This is a genomic window from Mesorhizobium sp. CA14 (assembly GCF_020165195.1).
Taxonomy (GTDB): Bacteria; Pseudomonadota; Alphaproteobacteria; order Rhizobiales; family Rhizobiaceae; genus Mesorhizobium.
Genome location: NZ_JAIUHR010000015.1, coordinates 109,140 through 133,698, shown reverse-complemented (window position 1 = coordinate 133,698; position 24,559 = coordinate 109,140). Strand labels below are relative to the sequence as shown.

The window sequence follows — 24,559 nt, the reverse complement described above, 5'->3', positions numbered from 1 at the left end:
CAACCATCGAGGCAACCGAATGCAAGAACTACTTCGAAAACGCCGGATACGCTTCCGTCAAAACATGAAAGACTCTAACGCGGGCGCCCCGGCACACAGCGAATGATGAATTCTTTGGATCCTTGATGTTGGTCTTGACGAGTGGTCGAGCCCCCACTCCGTCTCGGCTTCGCCGAGCCACCTCTCCCCCGATCGACGGGGGAGAGGAAGGGCGCGAAACCGCCCTCTCTCCTTCCGGAATACCAAAAGCAGAGAACGGAAAAGCCTGCGTTACTCGTCCGCCTTGAACGTCTGCTTCTGCTGGCCGAGCCCTTCGATGCCGAGCTCAACGACGTCGCCGGGCTTCAGGAACACCGGCGGCTTCATGCCGAGGCCGACGCCGGGCGGGGTGCCGGTGGAGATGATGTCGCCGGGATGCAGCGACATGAACTGGCTGAGATAGGAGACCAGATACTTCACGCCATAAACCATGGTCCTGGTCGAGCCGTTCTGCATGGTCTTGCCGTTGACGGTCAGCCACATCTTCAGGTTCTGCGGGTCGGCGACCTCGTCCTTGGTGACCAGCCACGGGCCGGTCGGGCCGAACGTGTCGCAGGACTTGCCCTTGGTCCACTGGCCCTGGCGCTCGGCCTGGAAGGCGCGCTCCGACACGTCATGCGCGACGCAATAGCCGGCGACATAATCCAGCGCGTCGTCCTGCGAGACATACTTCGCCGTCTTACCGATGATCACGCCGAGCTCGACTTCCCAGTCGGTCTTGACCGAGCCGCGCGGGATCAGCACGTCGTCATCAGGCCCGACGATCGCCGAGCTAGCCTTCATGAAGATGATCGGCTCCGGCGGCACGGTGGCGCCGGTCTCGGCGGCGTGATCGGAATAGTTCAGGCCGATGCAGATGAATTTTCCGGTGCCGGCGACGCAGGCGCCCAGGCGCGGCTTGCCGGTGACCACCGGCAGCGATTTCGGATCGAGCTTCGAGAGCATCTCCAGCGAAGCCGGATGAAGCGTCGTGCCGGCGATGTCGGCGACATGAGCCGAAAGGTCGCGGATCACCCCATCCGCATCGAGCAGGCCGGGCTTCTCGCTGCCAGCTTCGCCATAGCGCAACAACTTCATCATTCTTCTCCTAAGGTGCGGCCTGAAGCCATTTGCAAAATTCGTTTCGATTGGGGACGTTGCGAAAGCCGGGCGGACCGTAGCCATCGATCCGATCTCCGGCAAGCGCGAACGCCGCATCGGGCGATCTGGCGAAAGGGATTTTCAGACTGATCGATGCAGTACCCCGATCTCCCTGCTAAGCCCTTTCCGATTCCTCAGATCGACCAGCCGCCGTCGATGTTGTAGGCCTGCCCCGACGTGTAGGTGGCGCCGGCAAGGTAGACCGCGAGATCGGCGATCTCCTCCGGCGTGCCAAGCCGGCCCATGGGCTGGCGGGCGATGAACGCCGCGCGCGCCGCCTCATAATCGCCCTGCGCATGCATGCGGTCCTGGAGCGACGGGCTTTCGACCGTGCCGGGGCAGATGGCGTTGCAGCGAATGCCCTTGGCGACATAATCGGCGGCGACCGCCTTGGTCAGGCCGACCACGGCCGCCTTGGTCAGGCCGTAGACGAAGCGGTTCGGCACGCCCTTCTGCGAGCTCGCCAGCGACGCCATGTTGATGATCGAGCCGTCGCCGCGTTCCAGCATGCCGGGCAGCACGGCGCGGATGGTGCGGATCATCGAACGGACGTTGAGGTTGAGCGCGAAGTCGAGATCCTCGTCCTTCATCTCGAGGATGGAGCCGCCATGGACGAAGCCGGCGCAGTTGAACAGCACATCGACCCGGCCGATCTCGGCGAAGGCAGAAGCGACGGCCGCGTCGTTCAGCACATCGAGCTTGCGGGTCTTGATGCCAGGTGTCTTGCCCAGCTCGGCCAGCAACGGCTCGTTGATATCCGTGGCGTGAACGGTTGCGCCCGTCTTGGCGAAGGCCAGCGCGCTTGCCCGGCCGATGCCTTGCGCCGCCGCGGTGACGACCACCACTTTACCTGCCAGATCCGCCATGTCTTTCTCCTCGCCTGCCTGGAGCGTCCGCCCCTATCGATGGCCGGCCCAGGCGTCGTGCGCCAGACCGCCAGCACCGTGCGGACTAAGTTCTTGCCCATAGATAAAGATGTTTTTTCTGGTTAAAGAACACCCGCACAAGCGTCAAGCCCGAACGCCATCTCTTCGCGACAGCAGCCAAACGGCTCCGGCACGCGGATATCATTGCCGCGAGGGTGCGGGCGCGCCTCGCGCGAAGGGCATCAGTCGCCGTAGGGCACCCAGACGTTCTTGACCTCGATGGCGCGGCGCAGGAAGGGCTCGCCGGCGGCCTCGCTCGAGGCCCAGTCGAGCGTGCGGCCATTGCCGGCCCAGACCCGTTTGAGATTGCCGATGGAATCGGCCTCCGCCTTGGCGCAGATATCGGCATCGGCGAACACCCAGAGCCCGTCGACATCGTCATGCTTGGCCAGCACGCCGGCGAGTTCGGCGCTGCGGCCGGTGACGATGTTGATGGCGCCGGCAGGCAAGTCGGAATATTCGATCACCTGATAGAGGTCGGTCGCAAGCAGCGGATGCCGCTCGGACGGGATGGCAACGACGGTGTTGCCCATGGCAAGCGCCGGCGCGACCAGCGAAATGAAGTTGAGCAGCGGCTGGTTGTCCGGCGCGACGATGCCGACGACGCCAACCGGCTCATGCAGCGCAAGCGTCACGACACGGGCCGGCGGCTGGTGGACGCGGCCCTCGAACTTATCGGTGAGGCCGGCATAGAGGAACAAACGCTCGATCGATTGCTCGACCTCTTCGCGCGCGGCCTTCGCCGCCACGCCGGTCAACTGGACAAGGCGCGCGGCGAACTCATCGGCGCGGCCCGAAAGGTTCTCGGCGAAATAATAGAGCACCTGGCTGCGGTTATAGGCGGTCGCCTCCGGCCAGGCCTTGCACCCACGGGCGGCGGCGACGGCATCGCGGATGTCCTTGCGGTTGCCGAGGCCGACTTCGCCGGCCAGCTTGCCCTTGGCGGTCGCGACGGCGAGCGAGTAGTTGCCATCTGGGCGCACCTGCTTGCCGCCGATGAACAGCTTTGCCGTGCGATCGATAGGCATTCCATCGGCTTGCTCGACCGGCTGGGCCGAGCCGGCGGCTGCCGGCTTGATGACGGACCCGACCGGCAGCTTCACCGCCAGATACTCGAACATGCCTTCGCGGCCGCCTTCACGGCCAAAACCGCTTTCGCGATAGCCGCCAAAGCCGCAGGCGGCGTCGAACATGTTGGTGCCGTTGACCCACACCACGCCCGCCTTCAGTTGCGGCGCGACATGCAGGGCCAGATTGATGTTCTCGCTCCACACCGAAGCAGCCAAGCCGTAGCGCGTGTTGTTGGCAAGCTCGATCGCCTCCTCGGTGTTGCGGAAGCTCATCGTCGCCAGCACCGGCCCGAACACCTCTTCCTGCGCCAGTATGTTAGCCGGCGAAACACCCGTTGCGAGCGTCGGCAGGTGATAATAGCCGGAGGATGGCAAAGCGGCATCCGGCTGCCAGCAGACCGCGCCCTGTTTCGCCCCCTCGGCAATGAGACCCTTGACGCGGTCGAGCTGGGTGCGGTCGACAAGCGGGCCGATATCGGTGTTCTTGTCGAGCGGGCTGCCGACGCGCAGCCGGCTCATCCTGACCTTGATCTTGGCGATGAAGGCCTCCGCGACGCCTTCCTGGACCAGCAGACGCGAGCCGGCGCAGCAGACCTGGCCCTGGTTGAACCATATGCCGTCGACCAGACCTTCGACGGCGCTGTCGAGATCGGCATCCTCGAAGACGATGAAGGCCGATTTGCCGCCGAGCTCCAGCGACAGTTTCTTGCCCGACCCGGCGGTGGCCTTGCGGATGATCCTGCCGACTTCCGAAGAGCCGGTGAAGGCGATCTTCTGGATGCCGGGATGATTGACGATGGCAGCACCCGCCTCCGGTCCGCCCTGGACGATGTTGACGACCCCCTTCGGCACGCCGGCCCGCTCGCAGATCTCGGCGAACAATATGGCGGTGAGCGGCGTGAACTCGGCAGGCTTCAGCACCACCGTGCAGCCGGCGGCCAAGGCCGGCGCGATCTTCCAGGCCAGCATCAGCAGCGGGAAGTTCCACGGGATGACCTGGCCGACGACGCCGACCGGCTTGTGGCCGGGGAAATCCTTTTCCAACGTCTGCGCCCAGCCGGCATGATGGATGAAGTGGCGGATCGCCAGCGGCACGTCGATGTCGCGGCTTTCGCGGATCGGCTTGCCGTTGTCGATCGATTCCAGCACCGCGAACAGGCGCTGATGGCGCTGCATGGCCCGGCCGATGGCATAGAGCACCTTGGCTCTGGCATAACCCGAGGATGCCGACCATTTCGGCAGCGCTTTTGCGGCAGCAGCAACCGCGGCGTCAATGTCGGCGGCGCCAGCATCCGAGACCTTGGCGAGAAGCTTGCCGGAGGACGGCTCGCTGGTCTCGAAAGTCTTGCCGTTGGCCGCCGCCTTCCAGGCGCCGTCGATGAAAAGGGCCTTGGAGAAATCGCGTGCGGCGAGCCAGGCGTCGGCCTCGTTGCGGGCTTCCGGCGCCGGGCCGTATTCCATGGCGTGATAGCGTTCGAGGATGTTCATGGGGCGCCTCTTTTACCATCCCTCTTGTGGGGAGGGTCGATCGGCAGAGCCGATCGGGGTGGGGGTAAATAGCTGATGGTTTCGTTCATTGGACTGGCTGATCTGGTTTTTACGACCACCACCCTGCCGCTGGGCGGCGACCCTCCCACAAGGGGAGGGTGGAAGCTCACGCCATCGCGTGGCGGTGGTTGGCCGAATAGTGGCCGGTCAAATGATGTTCGAGCTGGCGTTCGATGTCGGTGAGCAGGCTGGACGCGCCGAAGCGGAACAGGTCCGGCTCGAGCCAGGGACGGCCGAGCTCTTCCTTCATCAGCACCAGCCAGTCGAGGGAAACCTTGGCGGTGGAAATGCCGCCGGCCGGCTTGAAGCCGATGAGATAGCCGGTCTCTTCGAAATAGGCGCGGATGGCGCGCACCATGGCAAGACCGACGGGAAGCGTGGCGTTGACGCTTTCCTTGCCGGTCGAGGTTTTTATGAAATCGGCGCCCGCCATCATGGCCACCATGGAGGCGAGCATGACGTTGCGCAAAGTGGCGAGATCGCCGGTGCCGAGGATGACTTTGAGATGCGCATCGCCGCAGGCCGCGCGCATGGCGACGATCTCGTTGAACAGCTCGCGCCATTTTGCGCCATAAACCAGGCCGCGCGGGATGACGACGTCGATCTCATCGGCGCCGTCCTTCACCGAAGCCTCGATCTCCTGCAGGCGCGTCGAGAGCGGCGCAAGGCCGTGCGGGAAGGCGGTGGAGACCGCGGCGACATGGATGCCGGTGCCGCGCACGGCGTCGACTGCCGTGGCCACGAAGGGATGATAGACGCAGACCGCCGCCGGCCGGATGGTTTCGCCTGATATGCCGAGACCCTCGACGATATCGCGGCGCAACGGGTTGATCGCCTTGGCGCAAAGCCGGCGCACGCGCTCGTCGGTGTCGTTGGAGTTCAGCGTGGTTAGGTCCATGCAGGCAATGGCGCGCAGGAGCCAGGCGGCCTGGTTGTCGGCCTTGATCGAGCGCCGTTTGGTCAGCGTGGCGACACGGCGCTCCAGCGCCGAGCGGTTGACGCTGCGCACCGATTCCAGGAAGCCGAGATCGAGCTTCATGCCGGGGTTGCGGGCAATGCCGTGCTCCAATGGCAGCGGCGTGTTGGCGGCGGCGCGCGCCGGCAGCGGCATCACCTTGGACGCGCCTGCGCCTGCGCCGGCCTCGCGGATCGTGCTCATCTCCTGCCCTCTCATTCAGCGACCTCAGCCGAAGATAGCCCGTGACGCAGCGCATCACGAGTCTTTCAAAGGGTCATAATGGAAAAAGCCCGCTCAGGCAGCAGATTTTTGACCGCATGGTCAAGACATCATCCTGAGTATGCGCTCCCGGCGTTGGAGATTGGCCGCAACGCCCATCCCTTCGTCATACTCGGGCTAGACCCGAGTATCCATGCCGTGATCTCTGCCGCAGAGTGCAACGGTGCAGAATTCTGTAACCGCCGCAATGCTTTAGTGTAACGGCATGGATTCTAGGGTCCGCGCGCGTCGCTCCGCTCCTTGCTCCGCCCTAGAATGACGAAGCGCGAATGTCGTCGGTAAATCTCAGTGGCTTCCAACAGAGCTGGCCGGCTGCACGCCTCAGCCGACGAAGGCGCGCTCGACGACGAAGCTGGCCGGATGACTCAAGGAGCCTTCCTGGAAGCCGAGGCTTTCGGCGAGTTCCTTGACGTCCTTCAGCATATGCATCGAGCCGCAAATCATGATGCGGTCCGTCTCGGGATTGAGTTTCTCGATGCCGAGGTCCGAATAGAACTTGCCCGAGCCGATCAGCGCGGTGATGCGGCCCATGCGCGCCGATTCCTCGCGGGTCGTCGAATTGTAGAGCGTGACGCGGCCGCCGGTCAGCTCGCCGATCAGCGGGTCGCTCTCGAGCCCGGCCACCAGCTCCTGGCCGTAGGTGAGCTCGGCATTGTCGCGGCAGGTGTGGGTGAGGATGACCTGGTCGAACTTCTCGTAGGTATCGGGGTCGCGCAGCAGGCTGGCGAAGGGCGCGATGCCGGTGCCGGTCGAGATCATGATCACGCGCTTGGCGGGCGTCAGCGCGTCGAGCACCAGCGTGCCGGTCGACTTTTGGCGCATGATGACGGTGTCGCCGACCTCAATCTTCTGCAGCTCGGAGGTCAGCGGACCGTCCGGGACCTTGATCGAGAAGAATTCAAGCTCATCATCCCAGGCGGGGCTGGCGACCGAATAGGCGCGGAAGATCGGCTTCTCGGCATTGGGCAGGCCGATCATGACGAACTCGCCGGAGCGGAAGCGCAGCGACTGCGGCCGGGTGATGCGGAAGGAGAACAGCCGGTCGGTGTAATGCTTCACCGACACCACGGTCTCCGCATAGACATTGGCCGGGATCGGGAACTGCAGCGGCCTTGCGCCGGCGACGTTCAATGCGGATGTCGTGTTCATTCCAACCCAACTTTCCGGCCCAGATGGAACGCACTGGGCGCCAAACTTTCTCCTGCGCGCCCGAACGGTCAGGTTCCGGCGTGCCCGCTGCACACTGCCAAGCGGTAAGCTCTTGTGTCCGGAATTTATTAGTATACAAATGATCTCGAGGTCAAGATGGCGACGTAAAACGCCTTTCCAAACCGAGGCATATCCGTAGTCCTGGCATTTCGGGTTTCGGCAATGAATGAGAAATTTTCGGCGTCGGCGGGAAGCGTCGTAGCTGGCATCGATGTCGGCGGGACTTTCACCGATCTGCTTTTGATCGACGGCAAGGCGGGCGGCAAGGTCCATATCGCCAAGACCCCGACCACGGTGGAGAACCAGGCCTTCGGCGTGGTCGCGGCACTTGGCGCCACCGGCTTTCCGATCGACGGTATCGACCTCATCGTGCATGGCACGACGACCACGACCAACGCCGTGCTGGAGCGCCACCTGGCGCGGACCGGCATGATCACCACGCGCGGCTTTCGCGACGTGATCGAGCTTGGCCGGCGCACAAGGCCGCAGGCCTATGGCATGACGGGCACTTTTGTCCCCGTCATTCCCCGCGATCTGCGGCTCGAAGTTTCGGAGCGGGTCGAGGCGTCGGGCGCCGTGCGCATTCCACTCGACGAAGCCGAGATGCGCGATGCGGTGAAGAAGCTGCTCGACGACGGCTGCGAGTCGCTGGTCATCCATTTCCTGCACTCCTACGCCAACCCCTCGCATGAGCGGCGCGCCGCCGCGATCGCGGCAGAGTTCTGGCCGAACGGCCACATCACTACCGGCCATGCGCTGCTTTCGGAAGCGCGCGAGTTCGAGCGCGGCGTCACGGCGGCGGTCAACGCCTCGGTTCAGCCGATCCTCGAGCGCTATGTCGAACGGCTGCGCAAGGAGCTGGCGGCAAAGGGCTACGCCCGCGACTTCCTGATCATGAACGGCAATGGCGGCATGATCTCGGCCCGCTTTGTCACATTGGAATCGGCCAAGACCGTGATGTCCGGCCCGGCGTCGGGCGTGATCGCCGCCGCCTATACGGGAATGCGCTCCGGCTTCGGCAACCTCGTCACCTACGACATGGGCGGCACCTCGACCGACGTGGCGCTGATCCGCAACGCCGAACCTGCCGTCTCGAACGAGATCGAGATCGAATATGCGATGCCGATCCACGTGCCGATGGTGGCGGTGCACACCGTCGGCGCCGGCGGCGGCTCGATCGCGCGCGTCGATGCGGCCGGGCTGATCCAGATCGGCCCGGAAAGCGCCGGCGCCAACCCAGGCCCGATCTGCTATGGGCGCGGCGGTATCGAGCCGACCATCACCGACGCCAATCTGGTGCTCGGCCGCCTGGCGCCGAAGAAATTGCTCGCCGTCGAAAATCCGGTCACGGTCGAGCATGTCACCGGCATTTTCGAGGAGAAGATCGGCAAGCGCGCAGGCCTCTCCGGCGTCGAAGCGGCGGGTGCCGTCTTGCGGCTCGGCAACATGAAGATGGCGGGCGCGATCCGCATGGTTTCGGTCTCGCGCGGCCACGATCCCCGCGATTTCGCGCTGTTCGCCTTCGGCGGCGCCGGGCCGCTGCACGCGACGGCGCTCGCACGCGAGCTCGGCCTGCCCCGGGTGCTGGTGCCGGCGCGCCCGGGCATCACCAACGCGCTCGGCTGCGTGGTTGCCGATCTCAGGCATGACTTCGTCAACACAATCAACCAGCCGGTCGGCGGCCTGGACCAAGCTGCGCTTCGCGAGGTGTTGGAACGGCACCGTAACGAAGGCGAGGCGCTGATGGCCAAGGAGGCGGTGAAACCCGACGCGATCCGCGTCACCCATTCGGCCGACATGCAGTTCGTCGGCCAGACGCACATCATCAACGTGCCCCTGCCCTCCTCGTCGGTTTCACGAGAAACACTGCAGCTTCTGTTCGAAAAAGCCTATTTCGCCCGCTTCAAGGTCGAGTTGCCGGAGATCCGCGCCAACCTCGTCAACCTCAACACCTCGGTCACCGGCGTGCGGCCGCAGATAGACCTGTCGCGGCTGATCGACCCCGCAGGACGTGCCACCACGCTCGAGGAGGCGCGGCGCGAAATCCGGCCGGTCTGGTACAGCGGGCGCTGGCATGACACGCCGGTCTACGCGCGCGAAAAGCTGCCGCTCGACGCAACAATTGTGGGGCCGGCAATCCTCGAGCAGATGGATGCCACGACCGTGCTCGAACCAGGCGACCGGGCGCGCTCGGATGCCGACGGCAACATCATCATCGACATCGGCGAGGCCTAAGATGGCAAAGCTCGACACGATCACGCTTTCGGTGCTGCAGGCGGCTCTGCAGCAGGTCTGCGACGAGATGGACCTGACCTTCTCGCGCGCGGCCTTCTCGCCGGTCATCGCGGAAGCCAATGACCGCTCGGACGGCATCTATTCGGCCGTCGACGGCTCGCTGATCGCGCAGGGCAGTCAGGGCCTGCCGGTCTTCGTCGGCGTCATGCAATATTCGACCAAGACGGTGATCGAAATGATCGCCGACGGACGATGCCTGCCGCCGGGGCCCGGCGACATCTACATCGTCAACGATCCCTATCTCGGCGGCACGCATCTGATGGATGTGCGCTTCGTCATGCCGGTCTATCGCGGCGGCAAGATCTTCTGCTGGCTTTCCAACACCGGCCACTGGCCGGATATCGGCGGCTCGGTACCGGGCGGCTTCTCCGCTTCGGCCACGGCGGTCGAACAGGAAGGCCTGCGCCTGCCGCCGGTGAAACTGTTCAAGAAGGGCGCGCTCGATCCGGAGATCTACGCCATCATCTGTTCCAACATCCGGGTCGCAGATCAGCGCATCGGCGACATCCGCGCGCAGGCCGCCGCGCTACTGATCGGCCAGGACAGGCTGAACGAAATCCTGGATCGCTACGGTGACGAAACGGTCGTCGAGGCGATCGCGGAACTGCGCCGCCGCGCCGCCGAGCAGATGCGCGCCTCGATCGCCGTGATCCCTGATGGGATCTACCGCTCGCAGGCCTTCGTCGATTCCGACGGCGTGGTGAACGAGCCGCTGACCATCAATCTCGCCGTCGAGAAGCAAGGCGACACGCTGACCTTCGACTTTGCCGGCTCATCGAAACCCTGCGCCGGACCGATGAACAGCGTGCTGGCGACGACGCTGTCGTCGGTCTATCTCGCGATGCGCCATATTTTTCCGGAAGTGCCGATCAGCGCCGGCGCCTTCGAACCGCTGAACGTCCAGCGGCCGGAAGGCACCTTCCTCGACGCCAGATATCCGCGCCCGGTGTCGGGCTGCGCGGCGGAGGTTTCGCAGCGCATCGCCGAAGCGGTGTTCGCGGCCATGGTGCAGGCGCTGCCGGAAAAGGTGACGGCCGCACCGGCCGGCTCCAGCGGCAATTTCGCGCTCGGCGGCAACGATCCGGCGCGCGGGCGCGACTATGTCATGTACCAGATCTCGGGCGGCGGTTATGGCGGCAATGCCGGCCATGACGGCTTGAGCAATGGCTGTTCGACCATCGGCATTTCAAAATCGCCCCCGGTCGAGATCATGGAACAGGCTTTTCCGGTGCTCTATCGCCACTACGCGCTGCGCGAAGGCTCCGGCGGCGCGGGAAAACATCGCGGCGGCTTCGGGCTTGCCTATGAGGTCGAGATCCTGCGCGGTGAAGCCCGGGCATCCTTCGTCATGGACCATGGACGCTTCGGGCCGCAGGGCGCGCTCGGCGGCAAGGACGGCGCGCCGAACAGCGTCACCGTGTTCCGGGGCGGCGAAGCGCATGTGCCGCCGCATCTTTCCAAGGAACAGGACATCGCGCTCAAGGCCGGAGACCGCGTGCGCGTCGGCACGCCCGGCGGCGGCGGTTACGGCGATCCGCGCGAGCGCGACCCGAAGCTGGTCGCCGAGGATGTCAGACTTGGCTACTATACGCCGGAGCAGGCCAAGGAGATGTTCGGGGTGGACTTGTAGGCGGACGACTGATGATCGGCCGAAGATGGAGCCGATATGTTCAAGTCCACGTCGAGTTCCCGCCAACCCCCCTCTGCCCTGCCGGGCATCTCCCCCGCAAGGGGGGAGATTGGCATCTCTTCCTTCGTTGGCGATTGGCGAAAGCGGCGGCGACATCTGATCTCCCCCCTTGCGGGGGAGATGGCCGGCAGGCCAGAGGAGGGTGCTGTCCCTCCAGCGCCCAAGGATGTTCACCCTTTCGAAAGCAACCCTTCACGCCAGCTTCGCCAGCAGCCGCAGGAATGTCGCGGTCTCCTTGGCGGTCAGCGGCGCCAGCGTCTCCTCGGTGATGGCGCGCGCGAGCGGGATCAGCCGCTCGATCGCCTCACGGCCTTCCGGCGTCAGATTGACCAGCAGCCGCCTCTTGTCGACCTCGTGCTTGGAGACTTCGACCAGCCCGCGCGCCTTCAGCCGGTCAATGACGCCCTTCACGGTGGCGGCGTCCATGGCGATCAGCGTTCCGAGCTGGTTCTGCGAGGTTTCGCCGATGTCGTAAAGCTTGGCCAAAGCGGCGAATTGCGGCGGCGTCAGGTCGCCGATATGCGAGGCGAAGATCGAGACATGGCGCTGATGGGCCTTGCGCAGGATGAAGCCGACCTGGTCCTGCAGGTGGTAGTTGTTCTCGTCGCCATCTTCGGCCTCGACCAGCCGCAGCAGATTGTCCTCGCTCATCTGAGGCCGTCCCATGCCTTGATGTCCTCTGCCGCCAGCCCGCCCATGCGGTTGTGGATGCGCGGACCGCAGGTCATGGCGAGGCAGAACAGGATCTCGTCCGGACGCGGGCCGTCGCTGATGCCAACCTCCATGGCGTCGAAATGGCTGCGCACATAGGCGGCGTTGATATGGCCGAGCGGCACGTCGAGCCTTGACCCGAAGGCCCCGACCTTCTTGGCCGAGGGCACGATCGCCTTGGCATCGCCGAGACGCTCGCGCATGGCGTAGCCGCCCGGCACATGCCATAGCGCGCCGTGCTCCAGCTCCCCTGCCGTGCCGACGATGGCGCCCTTGCCGTAGCCGTCGATCTTCTTCACGTCGCCGCCGAGCGCCGCGATCAGTCTGTCCGAGAGCAGAAGCCCGAGCGGCTTCAGGTCCTCCATCGCACCTTGCAGATCCTCGACATAACGGCCGGCGAAGGGATTTTTCACAAGCGCCATGGCAGCCGCGCGCAGGCGCGGCTCTCTGGCCATGGGTCCGCCCTCGTGGAAAATTTCCTCGGTCAGCACCGCAATCTTGCGGATCGGAAACTCAGGCATCGGCAAATTCCTCCTGTGCATGCTTGTTGGGCGCAGCGAGCGTCACCGAGCCACTGATGCGGGCTTCGCCCGCCAGAAACAGCGCCGAGGCGGCGATCAGGCCGCGCCGGCGAAAATCTTCGGCGACGGCAAGGCCGTTGTCCAGCGCGCGCGCAATTTCGCCGGCGTCAAGCGGGCCAACGCTTTGCGTCACCAGCATCTCGCCGAGATCGCTGTCCGGCGCCAGCTCGCGCGCCGCAGTGCGTGCAATGGCAGGATGTCCGGGCAGATCGACGGCGTTGGCAATCAGCGTCGCCGCGGCGTCAGCCTCGGCGCCGGTCGGCGCCAGCACCGTGACGGCATCGGCTATGCCCAGTGAAAACGAGCGACCGCGCCAGCCGCTGGTGGCGACGCCGCGCACGCCGTCTTCTGCGCGGATGGCGACGCGGTCGGCCATGCCATTCCCGGTGCCGGCGATCGCCACCGTCATCGTCTGGCCGATGCCAAGATGGAGAGCGCAGTCGCCGCCATTGTTGACGTAAGCGCGGTCGAGCCGGCGGCCGGCGAGCATTGCGCTGATAATTTCGTCGGCTACCGACCCGGCAACGGCGGCCATCGGCGTGATGAAGCATTCCGCCAACGGCATGACGGCAGCCTCCATGCGGCGCGCGGTCGGGCCCGCGAAGTCGCGCGGCGCCAGGAAGAAGGCCGGCAAGCGCAATTCGGGCAGTTCTTCGACCACCTCGATCAGGATCGTTTGAAAGCGGGCGACTGCCTGTTCGTAAGCGGCGCGGCATTCACCCGGCTCGCCAAAAGCGTCGACGATCAGGTCGATCGGCCCATGGTTGAGATGGAGCCGCCTGCCGTCGGCAAGCCAATGCGCCTGCGGGCCGTTCATCACCCGGCCCCGTTCGCCGCTGAACGCCGCAACTGCGCCAATGGCGGCCAGGGATTGCCGGCCGGCGCGCCGGTGTTGCTGCGCGGATTGAGATACTCGCCGCCCTTGGCGAGGATGTCCTCGACGCTGCGGATCTCGTTCTCATAACCGCCCAGCCGGACATAGTCGTCGCGGCGCATGGTGAACTCGATCGGCGCCACCAGCGCCGGCGTCGGCACATAGCCGAAGGCGCCTTGTGGCACGCGGGTGACGTCGACCATCAGCGTGATGCCGCCGCCCGGCCAGACATAGACCGGCGCGCCGCCCACGGTCACATAAGTCTTCAGGCCTTGCACCGAGCGGGTGAGATTGACCGGGTTTTCGGTAACGCCGGCGCGCAGCGAGCCGCCGGCGCCGCCGACGAACAGAACCGTGCACAAAGCCGGCTCGCAATTGTCCTCGATCAGGCCGACAGACTTTTGCAGCCGCTCGGGAAATGGCTTCTGGACCGGCTTCAGCTGGTCGTCCAGCTCGTAATAGGCGAACTGCTCGCCGGTGGTCGACACCATCAGCAGCGACAGGCCGGGACGCGCGCCCTTCTTGGCGTTCCAGTCGCCGAGGATCGACAACGGGTCGGAGATCGTCGTGCCGCCCCAGCCGAGGCCGGGCTCGGATACCTTGAAATAGCGGCCGGGGGTCGAACGGCGGCCGATGATCTTTATCCCGGTATCCTCCCAGCCCAGCACCTTGCCGGCCTGATGCTCGGAAACGACGCCGGTGATGTGGTCGTCGACCACCACCACCTCGTCGACGAGACCGCGCCATTGCGTGGCGAACATGCCGATGGTGGCCGAGCCGCAGCCGACGCGCATGCGATGCTCGACCTTGCCGTCGATGACTGGCGCCTTGCCGGCTTCGACGATGACCGTCGCGCCGCCGTCGATGGTGAGTTCGACCGGCTTGCGGTTGCAGAGATTGAGCAGCGCATCGCAGGTGGCACGTCCCTCCGCTTTCGAACCGCCGGTCAAATGATGGACGCCGCCGAGCGACAGCATTTGCGAGCCGTATTCCCCCGTCGTGACATGGCCGATCGCCTCGCCTTGCGCGCGCACGGTCGCCGTCTCGTCGCCGATGTGGCGGTCGGTATCGATCTTCACCTTGACGCCGCAATAGGAGAAAATGCCTTCGGTGACGACTGTGACGAGATCGACGCCTTCCACCTCCTGGCTGACGATGAAGGGCGCGGGCTTGTAGTCCGGATAGGTGGTGCCAGCGCCGATCGCGGTGACGAAGCGGCGGCCGGTGTTGACCAGCTCGCCGCTCCAGGCTTCGCCCTGGGCGACGAAAGGCACGACCGCGCCGCCGGTCTCGGCCGCGTGGTCGAGGATGGTCAGCGGATCCATGCGCACGATGCGGCCGCCGACATTGCCGTAGCGGTCGCAGGCGCCGGTGCGGCCGTCGGCGATGTAGCACATGACCGGGCAGGCATCGCAGCGGATCTTTTCCGCCACCTGCTTCTCACCGGGATCGTGGGTTTCGAAACGTTCGGCAAGCTCGCTCATCGGCGCGCCTCCTTCTCGCGGATCGCCGCCAGGATACGGCTCGGCGTCGCCGGCACCTTGGTGACCAGGACGCCTGTGGCATGGCGAATGGCATTGAGGATCGCCGGCGCCGTTGGGATAAGCACATGCTCGCCCAAGCCCTTGGCGCCGAACGGTCCTTCCGGATCCGGAACCTCGACCAATATATGTTCGACTGGCGGCACGTCGCCGATGGTCGGGATGAGGTAGTCGTGCAGGTTCTCGGTGCGGCCGGGGATGTACTCCTCCATCAGCGCCATGCCGATGCCTTGCGCGATGCCGCCCTCGATCTGGCCTTCGACCAGGACCGGGTTGATCGCCTTGCCGACATCATGCGCTGCGGTGATCTTGATCAGCTTGACGGTGCCCAGCTTGAGATCGACCTCGAGCTCGGCGATCTGCGCGCCATAGCCGTAGACCGCGTAAGGCTTGCCCTGGCCCTTGGCGTCGAGCGGCAGCGTCGGCGGGTCGTAGGTTTCCTCCGCGACGAAGACCAAGCCGTCGGCATCGGCCTTGAGCGCAGCGAGATCGATGCGCCGCGCGGCATCGCCTTCGCGAATCGAGATGCTGTCGCCGTCAAGCGCGATTGTCGCCTGACCGGAGACATTGGCAAAACGCAGGATTTTCTCGCGCAGCGCCTGGCCGGCCTTTTCGGCGGCCTTGCCGGTGACAAAAGTCTGGCGTGAGGCGGATGTTTTGCCGGCGTCGGGCGTAATGGCGGTATCGGCGCTCTTCAACCTGAATCTTTCCAGCGGCAGGCCGAGCGCATCGGCGCAGATCTGGGCGATGACCGTGTTGGAGCCCTGGCCGATGTCAACCGCGCCCTGGTGCAGCACGACGTCGCCGGAGGCCGAGATGCCGACCTTGATGGTGGACGGATTGGGCAGCGAGGTGTTGCCGCAGCCATACCAGCAGGAGGCGATGCCGACCCCGCGCTTGCTTGCCGTATGGGTTGCGTTGAACACCTCCGCGTCCGCCAGCGCACGCATCCAGTGTGGCTTGAGCTGTTCCAGGCATTCGCCGATACCGACACCGGATTCCAGGCGCTGGCCCGTGACCGTTTCGCAGCCGTTACGAAGACAATTTTTCAGCCGGAAGTCGAGACGATCCATGCCGAGCTTGGCGGCGAGTTCGTCATAGAGCGTTTCCTGCATGATGGTGGCTTGCGGCACACCGAAGCCGCGGAAGGCGCCGGCGATCGGGCCATTGGTGTGGGTGGCGTAGCCCGTCGCCCGGTAGTTTGGCGTGAGGTAAGGGCCGGAGGCATGCACCGGCACGCGGTTGGCGACGGTCGGCCCCCAGCTGGCATAGGCGCCGGTGTTGAAATCGCCCTCGAAGACCATGCCAGTGACGCGGCCTTCGGCATCGGCGCCGATCGTCGCCTTCATCTCGGCCGGATGGCGCTTGGTGGTCGACATCATCGATTCATTGCGGGTGTAGGCAAGTGCCGCCGCCCGGCCGGTCTTCATTGCTACGAGGCCGATGAGAGGCTGCAGCGAGACATCGAGCTTCGAGCCGAAGCCGCCGCCGGTGGCGGTCGGCACGATACGGACCTTCTCCACAGGAAGGCCCAGCACCTTCGCCGTATCGTCGCGGTCCATATAGGGCGCCTGGGTGCAGGCGACGACGACCAGCGTGTCGCCATCCATATAGGCGTAGCCGGCCTCCGGCTCGATATAGGCGTGCTCGACAAAAGAGGTCTCGATTGCGCCGGAGACCGTGGCGGCCGCGCCGGCGAGCGCGCCATCGGGATCGCCACGTTCAACATAGCCGGAGGTCAAGAGGTTGGCCGGGCGGTGCGGATGGATCAGCGCAGCATCGTCGGCTTTCGCCTCGCGCGGCTGCAGCACATGCGGCAGCTCGGTCCAGGCGATAGGGAAATCCGTCAGGTCGAGATCAAGGATCGCCTCGCGCTCGCCCGCCACCAGTGCCACCGCCTCGCCGCGCAGGCGGACAAAACCCTCGGCCAGCGCCGGCTGGTCGGCGAAGGGGCCGATGACGCCAAAGCAATTCTTTCCCGTAATGTCGGCGGCGGTGAAGACGCCGGCGATACCGGGATGCGCCTTGGTCCAGGCGTCGAGATCGCCGAAGCTGAAGCGGGCATGATAATGCGGCGACCGGACCACCAGCACCGCCAGAGCATCGGCCGGAAAGGAGTCGGCACCGAACTTCTCGTCGCCGGTGACTTTCGGCACGCCGTCGAGCCGGATCGGGGAGGCACCGACGGCATGGCCGGCTTCCGGCAGGCGAAGATCCACGCTGTTCATGTGCTGCGAGGCCTGCATCACCGCGGCGACGATCTTCCTGTAGCCGGTGCAGCGGCAGAGCACGCCGCCCAGCGCGTCCTGCGTCTCGGCCTCGCTCGGCGTGGGGTTGCGGTCCAACAGCGCGGTGGCCGCGACCAGCAGGCCGGGCGTGCAGATGCCGCATTGCGCGGCGCCATGTTCCAGGAACGACGCCTGCAGAGCAGACAGCCGGCCATTGGCCAAGCCTTCGACGGTGGTGACGGAAGCGCCGGACACCGAGGCCGCCGGCATCAGGCAGGCACAGACCGGATTGCCATCGACCAGCACCGTGCAGGCGCCGCAATCGCCGGCATCGCAGCCGACCTTGGTGCCGGTCAGCCGCAACTCGTCGCGCAACACCTGCGACAGGCGCCTGACCGGCGGCACGGACACGCTGACAGCCGCGCCGTTGACCTCGAAGGCGATGTCGGCGCGTTCCATGCCGGACTGGGCCATGCCGGATTGGACCATGCTCATGCGGCCACCTTGCCTTGATCAAGCCCGACCGCCGCGCGCACGGCGCGGACGACGATCTCGCGCGCCGCTTGCTCTCGGTACTCGGCGCTGCCGCGCACATCGCCGATCGGCGACAGTTCATCGAATGGCGCCGATAACACTGCATCGGCAAGCGCCTCATCGATCGGACGCCCGCGCAGGGCCGCCTCGACGCCGGCGAGGCGGCGGGCAACCGCCGAGCAGGAGCCCACGGCGATCGCCGCCTCGGCAATCACGCCGTTCTCGACCACCAGCCGCGCCGCCGTCATGGCGATCGAGATGACGAGATAGCGCCGGGCGCCGAGCTTGACGAAAGCCGAGCCGCCGGCAGCGGATCGCTTCGGTACACGGATGGCGGTGACCATCTCGCCCGGCTGCAGCGCCGTGCGGCGATTGCCAAGGATGAATTCACCGAGCGGAAGATGACGGACGGCTTTCGCCGAGCGCAATTCGACGTCGGCATCGAGGGCCAAAAGCGCCGGCACGCCATCCGCTGCCGGCGAGGCGTTGCAGAGATTGCCGGCGATTGATGCGACATTCTGGATTTGGACCGAACCGACCTCGCGCGCCGCCGATTTCAACGCATCGAACGCAGCCGGCAACGGGTGGCGCACGATATCGGTCCAGGTGGTGCGCGCGCCGATCCGCCAATGATCGCCGGTCTCGGCAATGCCGCGCAGTTCGGCGAGAGCGTTGATGTCGAGGACGTTGTCGCGGAACGGCTTCGCGCCCTGCGCCGGATAGAAATCCGTGCCGCCGGCGAGAATGCGCCAACGATCCTCGCCAAGCAGAGCGAGCGCCTCGTCGACCGTGGTGGGTTTCGCGTAACGGATCACGCTCTGCCTTCCAGACAATTGGGCCTTCCCCTGGCCTCCCGAAGTGCCTGCCTCGGGTGTTCTTGCCGATCTCCGGATCGGGCAAATTCATTCGTATGCAAATGATATCAGGCCGGCCGGAATTGTCAAAGCCGGAGTTGGGCCGGAGTTGGCGCCGCGAAGACCTGAACGCGATTGTTATGGCGCCGGAGGTTGACGCCGCCGGCCATCTGGTCAAGGTTCGCTGTCCGGTCGCGTCAGCGGCTTTTGGACTGGAGCCCCAAGTTGAAACGAGAGGGAACCGCATGGCCGAAGAAGCGCTTATCGTCATAGACCTGCAGAATGATTTTTGCCCCGGCGGCGCGCTGGCGGTTGCCGGCGGTGACGAGATCGTGCCTTTGGTCAACGACCTGATCCGGCGGACCGAGCATGTGATCCTGACGCAGGACTGGCACCCCGCCGGCCATTCGAGCTTCGCCTCCAGCCATCCGGGCAAGCAGGCCTTCGAAACGATTGAGATGCCCTATGGGCCGCAGACGCTGTGGCCGGATCATTGCATCCAGGGCAGCCTCGGATCCGATTTCCATTCCGGGCTCGCCTGGACCAAGGCGGAACTGGTGATCCGCAAGGGATTTCGTGCCGCGATCGATTCTTATTCCGCCTTCTTCGAGAACGACCACAAGACGCCGACCGGCCTTGCCGGCTATCTGAAGGAACGCGGCATCGACACGATCACCCTGGTCGGCCTCGCCACCGATTTCTGCGTCGCCTTCTCCGCGCTCGACGCGGTTAAGCAGGGTTTCAAAACGACGGTGCGGCTCGACGCCTGCCGCGGCATCGATCTCAATGGCTCGGTCGAGGCGATGCTGAAGCGGATGCGCGACGCCGGCGTGACGCTCGAAGATCATTCGGCGGACTGACCGGATCGTGGAGCGTCAATCGGGCGAAAGCCCCCTCACCCGGATTGCCAGTCGAATTGCGAAAGGCAATTCGGGGCAATCCGACCTCTCCCCGAGGGGAGAGGAGATAGCTGGTTTGCGGAGCCAGGATGCGGGTTCCCCCTTCTCCCCTTGTGGGGTGAGAAGAGGTCCGCGTAGCGGACGAAAAGCCAATTGCTTGGCTTTTCGAACTTCAAACGCCCTGAGCCAGCGAAGGGCCGGGTGGTGTCGCCGAAGGCGACGGATGAGGGGGGTTCCAGGGAACGCCAACGCCTCACTCCGCTGGAATACCCCTCATCCGTCTCGGCGCTACGCGCCGATCCACCTTCTCCCACAAGGGGAGAAGGGGAAGGCGCGCGGCGGCCGAAGGAGGGAGCTTTTCGCATTCATCGCGCTTGCCATGGCGCTGCTGCTTCCAGCGCAGGCGCTCGCGGCCGAAATCCACGAACTGCCCGGCGCCGCGATGTCGCTCTGGTGGGCGCTTCCTTTTGCCGGCCTGCTCTTGTCGATCGCGACGGGGCCGCTGCTTTTTCCGCATGTCTGGGAGCACCATTACGGTAAGATCGCCACTGGGTGGGCGGCGCTGGCGGTCGTCCCGCTGGCAGTCGCCTTCGGCATTCCGTCCGCAGGCGAAGCGGTGCTGCACACGCTGCTCACCGAATATCTGTCCTTCATCATCCTGTTGTTCGCGCTCTACACCATCTCGGGCGGCATCCTGCTCGCCGGCAACATCCACGGCACACCGCTCGTCAATGCCGGCCTGCTGCTCATCGGTGCGCTGCTTGCCTCGGTGATCGGCACGACCGGCGCCTCGATGATCCTGATCCGGCCGATGCTGCGCGCCAACGACAACCGGCCGTTCAACGCCCATGTGGTGATCTTCTTCATCTTCCTGGTCTCCAACATCGGCGGCTCGCTGACGCCGCTTGGCGATCCGCCTCTGTTTGTCGGCTTCCTGCGCGGCGTCGATTTTTTCTGGACGACCGCGAACCTCTGGCGCGAGACGCTGTTCACCGGCGGCCTGGTGCTCATCGTCTTCCTGGCGCTGGATATCGTGCTGCATCGCCGCGAGGGCGGCATGCCGAAGATCAAGGATCCGACGCCGGACACGAAGGTGCGCTTGCATGGCCTCGCCAACCTGCCGCTGCTTGCCGGCGTGATTGGCGCAATCCTGCTTTCGGCGAGCTGGAAGCCGGGCGTCAGCATTCCGGTCCTCGGCGTCAGCCTGGAACTGCAGAACCTGGTGCGCGATGCGATCATCCTGGCGCTCGCCTTGCTGTCCCTCCAAGTCTCGTACAAGAGCCACCGCGAGGCGAACGGCTTCACCTGGGAGCCGATCGCCGAGGTGGCGAAACTCTTTGCCGGCATCTTCACCTGCATCGTGCCGGTCATCGCCATCCTGCGGGCCGGCCATGACGGCGCTCTGGCGCCGCTGGTGGCTCTAGTAACATCCGCCGACGGCCAGCCGAACAACCTCGCCTATTTCTGGCTGACCGGGGCGTTGTCGTCGTTCCTCGACAATGCGCCGACCTATCTGGTGTTCTTCGAGCTTGCCGGCGGTGATGCGCACCACTTGATGACCGAGGCCGCCTCGACATTGGCCGCGATCTCGGCGGGCGCCGTGTTCATGGGCGCCAACACCTATATCGGCAATGCGCCGAACTTCATGGTCTATGCCATCGCCCGGCATCGCGGCGTGAAGATGCCCGGCTTCTTCGGCTATATGGCGTGGTCGGGAGCGGTGCTGATCCCGACATTTTTGATCGCAGGGTATCTGTTTTTCGAGTGAGACGGCGCCTTACCTCCCCCTTGTGGGAGGTCGGACCGTAGGTTCGGCTGGGGGTCGGCGTTGCCCCCGCCCTGCTGCTTCGCAGCGACCCTCCCCACAAGGGGAAGGGTAATGTTATCCCACGCCCACATACCTGCGCACCGCCGACGGATCGGTGCGCAGCGCCTCGACATCGACCGTCTCGCGGTTGCGGCCGTTCTCGATGAATGCGACTCGGTCGGCGACCGAGAGCACGGCGTCGACGCGCTGCTCGACCAGGATGGTCGAGACACCGAGTTCGCGCAGCTTCGCCACCGTCTCGCGGATTTTGGCGATCATCGACGGCATCAGCCCTTCGGTCGGCTCGTCCAGCAGCAGTACTTGCGGCTCGAGGCAGAGCGCGCGGGCCATCGCCAGCATCTGCTGCTCGCCGCCGGAGAGGGTGCCTGAGCGTTGTCTCAGCCGCTCCCTGAGCAACGGGAAGAGATCGAGCACGTTCTCGCGGGTTTGCTTGCCCTTGCCGCGCGCCATCAGGCCGATCTCGATGTTTTCCGCCACCGTCATCTCGGCGAACAATCGCCTGCCCTGCGGCACATAGGCGACGCCGGCCTTCGGCACGTCATGCGCAGGGAGCCCGGTCAGTTCCTTGCCGTCCAGCGTGATAGAGCCGGCAGCCGCCGGCACCAGACCCATGATCGCCTTCAGCGTCGTCGTCTTGCCGGCGCCGTTGCGGCCGAACAAGCAAAGCACCTCGCCCTTGTTCAGCGTGAGGTCGAGGCCGTAGAGCACCTGCACCTCGCCGTAGAAGCAATTGAGGCCGGAAATGGTGAGCAATCCGCCATTGGTTCCAACCGAGTCAGCCATGGGTTGCTCCGAGATAGGCGTCCTGCACCTCGGCGTTGGCGCGGATCTCACCCGGCGTTCCTTCGGCGAGGATCTTTCCCGAATTGAAGACGGTGATGCGGTCGGCAAGCTGCATGACCACCGGCATGTTGTGCTCGATCAAAAGCACCGTAGCGTCCCTGGCGATCTCGCGCACCAGCATGATGAAATTGTCGATCTCGCTGTCGGCGAGACCCTGCGTCGGCTCGTCGAGGATCAGCAGACGCGGCTTCAGCGCCAGGCCCATCGCCACTTCGAGCAGTCGCTGATGGCCGTAGGAGAGTTGCCCGGCTAGCGTGCCCCCGCGATCGGCAAGGCCGGTGCGCTCCAGCGCCGCCATGACGCCGCTTCTCACCTGGCCCTTCGTGCGGCCGTCGGTCAGCGTGCGCTGCACCGGCAGCGCGACATTGTCGAAGGCCGTGAGGTTGGCGAAGACGCTGGTGATCTGGAAGGTGTAGGCAACGCCGAGGCGAACCCTTTTGTAAGCCGGCATGGCGGTGATGTCGGCGCCGTCGAAGACGACCATGCCGGAGGACGGCCGGATGCGGCCTGAGAGCAGGCTGACGAAGGTGGTCTTGCCGGCGCCGTTGGGACCGATGATGGCGCGGATCTCGCCCGGCATCAGCGTGAAGTCGACGCCGTCGACGGCGCGCAGGCCGCCGAAATGGCGCGACAGGCCCTTGGTGGTGAGAAGCGGCGTCATGGCAGCCACCGCAGCCAGCGCTCGCGGATGCTGCCCAGGATGCCTTTCGGGAAGAACAGCACCAACAGGATGAGCGCCACGCCGACGATCAGCAGATAGGCGGAGGTGAAGCCGCTGGTGATGTCGGTGACATAGTACATGAACAGCGTGCCGATGAGCGGCCCGAGCGTGGTTGCGGCACCCCCGAGCAGCACCCAGAGCAGCGGCAGGATGGAATATTGCACGGAAGCGAAGCCCGAGCCGACATAGCCGAAGAGCAAGGCATAGGCCGCGCCGGAGGCCGCGCAGATGGCGCCGGCGGCGACGACTGCGGCGAGCTTGTTGGCGACCGTGTTGTAGCCGAGCATCTTGGTGCGCTCCTCATTCTCGCGAATGGCGACCAGCACGCGGCCGAAGCGGGAGCGGACGACGGCTAAGGTGACGAGCAGAATGATCGAGAACAGCGCCAGCGCGCTCATGTAGCGCACGGTCGGATCGGTCAGGTCGAAGGATGCGCCGCCGATCGCGATCACCCGCGACGCCTGCTGGATGACAAGGCCCTGGTCGCCGCCGGTCCAGGCGGCGAAATAGAGGATAAGCAGATAGAAAACCTGGGCGAACATCATCGTGACGATCATGAACGCGACACCGGACGTGCGCAGCGCCAGCAGGCCGATGACCAAGGCGAGCAGCGCGCCACAGGCGACACCGGCGACAAAAGCTTCCGGCACGCCCCAGCCGAGATGATAGACGGTCAAGCCCGCACCGTAGAGGCCGGCCGAGAAGAACATGGCATGGCCGAGGCTGAGCAAGCCGACATAGCCGAAGAGCAGGTTGTAGCCCATGGCGAAGACGGCCAGCGCCATGATGCGGGCGAACAGGCTCTGGTGGTAGTCCGGCAGGACCAAGTTCAGCGCGAACAGAAGCGCGATGACGCCGATATGCAGGGCGTAGGTCTTTGCCGGTGAAGCATCCCTCATCTGGACGTCGCCCCGAACAGGCCTTGCGGCCGGAACACCAGCACCATGGCGACGACCAGCGTGGCGATGATCTTCGCCAGGGTCGGCGAGAAGAACATCGAGATGATGCCGTCGGAGAGGCCGATCAGGATGGCGGCGACCACGGTGCCGCGGAGCGATCCCAGGCCGCCGATGATGACGACGATGAAGGACAAGAGCAGCGGGTCCTGCCCCATCAGATAATGCGCCTGGCTGATCGGCACGATCAGCACCGCCGCGATCGCCGCCAGCATGGCGCCGACGGCGAAGACGCCGGCATAGACGCGCTCGACCGGGATGCCGAAGGCCTGCGCCGTCTCGCGGTCATACTGGGTGGCGCGCATGATCAGGCCGATCCTGGTGCGCGTCAGCACCAGCCAGGTAATCACCAGCAGAACGGCGGACGCGGCGACCACCGACAGCTTGTAACCGGAATAGCCGAACCACGGCAAAAGGATGCGGTAGCTGAAGGGCGGCTCGACCGGGCGCGCTTCGGGACCATAGAAGGTCAGCGCCAGCTGCTGGATGATGTAGAGCATGCCGATGGTGGCGACGATGGTGCCTTCGGGATTGTAATTCAGCCGGCGCAGCACCAGGCGTTCGGCAACCAGCGCGACCAGCCCGACCAGCAAGGGCGCGATCACCAGCGCGGCGACGAAGCCGACCGCCGGGTGGCCGGAAATCGCCGTCGAGACCGCCCACGCGAGCACCGCGCCCAGCATGAAGAACTCGCCATGCGCGACATTGACGACGCGCATGACGCCGAACACCAGCGACAGGCCAAGCGCCGTCAGCGCCAGCACGGCAGAGGTGACGAGACCTTCGAGGGCCGCGAGGAGGAGATGGGGGCCGAAGTGCATATGCTATGAGACAA

The 24,559-nt window shown here is 65.3% G+C and carries 19 protein-coding genes; 4 read left to right on the top strand and 15 right to left on the bottom strand.

The window, feature by feature from the left end; genetic code table 11:
• Positions 1 to 270: 270 nt before the first annotated feature.
• The 5 genes from LB565_RS17470 to LB565_RS17450 all read right to left on the bottom strand — a co-directional run bounded on the left by LB565_RS17470 (position 271) and on the right by LB565_RS17450 (position 7,109).
• Positions 271 to 1,116: a fumarylacetoacetate hydrolase family protein gene (locus tag LB565_RS17470; RefSeq protein WP_224586093.1), complete on the bottom strand. Its 846-nt coding sequence runs from the start codon at positions 1,114 to 1,116 to the stop codon at positions 271 to 273.
• Between the two features lie 197 nt (positions 1,117 to 1,313).
• Entirely contained in the window at positions 1,314 to 2,045 is a 732-nt protein-coding gene (locus LB565_RS17465) for an SDR family oxidoreductase (RefSeq protein WP_224586090.1), read from the bottom strand.
• A 242-nt stretch (positions 2,046 to 2,287) separates the two neighbouring features.
• Positions 2,288 to 4,663: an aldehyde dehydrogenase family protein gene (locus LB565_RS17460; RefSeq protein ID WP_224586088.1), complete on the bottom strand. Its 2,376-nt coding sequence runs from the start codon at positions 4,661 to 4,663 to the stop codon at positions 2,288 to 2,290.
• A gap of 166 nt (positions 4,664 to 4,829) precedes the next feature.
• On the bottom strand, positions 4,830 to 5,882 hold the full coding sequence (gene deoC / locus LB565_RS17455; RefSeq protein WP_224586085.1) for a deoxyribose-phosphate aldolase: 1,053 nt from the start codon (positions 5,880 to 5,882) through the stop codon (positions 4,830 to 4,832).
• 399 nt (positions 5,883 to 6,281) lie between these two features.
• Positions 6,282 to 7,109: a ferredoxin--NADP reductase gene (locus LB565_RS17450; RefSeq protein WP_224586083.1), complete on the bottom strand. Its 828-nt coding sequence runs from the start codon at positions 7,107 to 7,109 to the stop codon at positions 6,282 to 6,284.
• Positions 7,110 to 7,331: 222 nt separating this feature from the next.
• On the opposite strand from LB565_RS17450, the gene LB565_RS17445 reads away from it, so the two are divergent.
• Both LB565_RS17445 and LB565_RS17440 read left to right on the top strand, forming a co-directional pair.
• Positions 7,332 to 9,404, top strand: coding sequence for a hydantoinase/oxoprolinase family protein (locus tag LB565_RS17445; protein WP_224586081.1), 2,073 nt, complete (start codon positions 7,332 to 7,334; stop codon positions 9,402 to 9,404).
• Position 9,405: 1 nt separating this feature from the next.
• Positions 9,406 to 11,094, top strand: a complete 1,689-nt coding sequence (locus tag LB565_RS17440) for a hydantoinase B/oxoprolinase family protein (RefSeq protein ID WP_224586079.1) — start codon at positions 9,406 to 9,408, stop codon at positions 11,092 to 11,094.
• Between the two features lie 252 nt (positions 11,095 to 11,346).
• On the opposite strand, the gene LB565_RS17435 is transcribed toward LB565_RS17440, so the two are convergent.
• The 6 genes from LB565_RS17435 to LB565_RS17410 are packed head-to-tail and all read right to left on the bottom strand — an operon-like array spanning position 11,347 to position 18,438.
• A complete protein-coding gene (locus LB565_RS17435) occupies positions 11,347 to 11,805 on the bottom strand; it encodes a MarR family winged helix-turn-helix transcriptional regulator (RefSeq protein WP_224586077.1) in 459 nt (152 codons plus the stop codon).
• Positions 11,802 to 12,386, bottom strand: coding sequence for an amino acid synthesis family protein (locus LB565_RS17430; RefSeq protein WP_224586075.1), 585 nt, complete (start codon positions 12,384 to 12,386; stop codon positions 11,802 to 11,804). Before LB565_RS17430 ends, LB565_RS17435 begins: the two co-directional genes overlap by 4 nt.
• Positions 12,379 to 13,263 carry a UPF0280 family protein gene (locus LB565_RS17425; protein ID WP_224586074.1) on the bottom strand — a complete coding sequence of 295 codons (885 nt, stop codon included), beginning with the start codon at positions 13,261 to 13,263 and terminating at the stop codon, positions 12,379 to 12,381. The genes LB565_RS17430 and LB565_RS17425 overlap by 8 nt, the downstream gene beginning before the upstream one ends.
• A complete protein-coding gene (locus LB565_RS17420; protein WP_224586073.1) occupies positions 13,263 to 14,804 on the bottom strand; it encodes a 6-hydroxynicotinate reductase in 1,542 nt (513 codons plus the stop codon). The genes LB565_RS17425 and LB565_RS17420 overlap by 1 nt, the downstream gene beginning before the upstream one ends.
• Positions 14,801 to 17,584: a molybdopterin-dependent oxidoreductase gene (locus LB565_RS17415; RefSeq protein ID WP_224586072.1), complete on the bottom strand. Its 2,784-nt coding sequence runs from the start codon at positions 17,582 to 17,584 to the stop codon at positions 14,801 to 14,803. The genes LB565_RS17420 and LB565_RS17415 overlap by 4 nt, the downstream gene beginning before the upstream one ends.
• Positions 17,581 to 18,438: an FAD binding domain-containing protein gene (locus LB565_RS17410; protein ID WP_224586070.1), complete on the bottom strand. Its 858-nt coding sequence runs from the start codon at positions 18,436 to 18,438 to the stop codon at positions 17,581 to 17,583. The genes LB565_RS17415 and LB565_RS17410 overlap by 4 nt, the downstream gene beginning before the upstream one ends.
• 284 nt (positions 18,439 to 18,722) lie before the next feature.
• On the opposite strand from LB565_RS17410, the gene pncA reads away from it, so the two are divergent.
• Both pncA and LB565_RS17400 read left to right on the top strand, forming a co-directional pair.
• On the top strand, positions 18,723 to 19,337 hold the full coding sequence (gene pncA, locus LB565_RS17405; RefSeq protein ID WP_224586067.1) for a bifunctional nicotinamidase/pyrazinamidase: 615 nt from the start codon (positions 18,723 to 18,725) through the stop codon (positions 19,335 to 19,337).
• Positions 19,338 to 19,755: 418 nt separating this feature from the next.
• Positions 19,756 to 21,144, top strand: coding sequence for a sodium:proton antiporter (locus LB565_RS17400; protein WP_224586065.1), 1,389 nt, complete (start codon positions 19,756 to 19,758; stop codon positions 21,142 to 21,144).
• Positions 21,145 to 21,258: 114 nt separating this feature from the next.
• On the opposite strand, the gene LB565_RS17395 is transcribed toward LB565_RS17400, so the two are convergent.
• From LB565_RS17395 to LB565_RS17380, 4 genes are read right to left on the bottom strand one after another with little or no spacing between them, the layout of a single operon-like run.
• On the bottom strand, positions 21,259 to 21,987 hold the full coding sequence (locus LB565_RS17395; protein ID WP_224586064.1) for an ABC transporter ATP-binding protein: 729 nt from the start codon (positions 21,985 to 21,987) through the stop codon (positions 21,259 to 21,261).
• On the bottom strand, positions 21,980 to 22,708 hold the full coding sequence (locus LB565_RS17390) for an ABC transporter ATP-binding protein (RefSeq protein WP_224586062.1): 729 nt from the start codon (positions 22,706 to 22,708) through the stop codon (positions 21,980 to 21,982). The genes LB565_RS17395 and LB565_RS17390 overlap by 8 nt, the downstream gene beginning before the upstream one ends.
• On the bottom strand, positions 22,705 to 23,667 hold the full coding sequence (locus tag LB565_RS17385) for a branched-chain amino acid ABC transporter permease (RefSeq protein ID WP_224586060.1): 963 nt from the start codon (positions 23,665 to 23,667) through the stop codon (positions 22,705 to 22,707). Before LB565_RS17385 ends, LB565_RS17390 begins: the two co-directional genes overlap by 4 nt.
• The gene (locus LB565_RS17380; protein ID WP_224586058.1) at positions 23,664 to 24,545 is read right to left on the bottom strand and encodes a branched-chain amino acid ABC transporter permease; all 882 of its coding nucleotides are present in this window, start codon (positions 24,543 to 24,545) and stop codon (positions 23,664 to 23,666) included. The genes LB565_RS17385 and LB565_RS17380 overlap by 4 nt, the downstream gene beginning before the upstream one ends.
• Positions 24,546 to 24,559 lie beyond the last annotated feature (14 nt).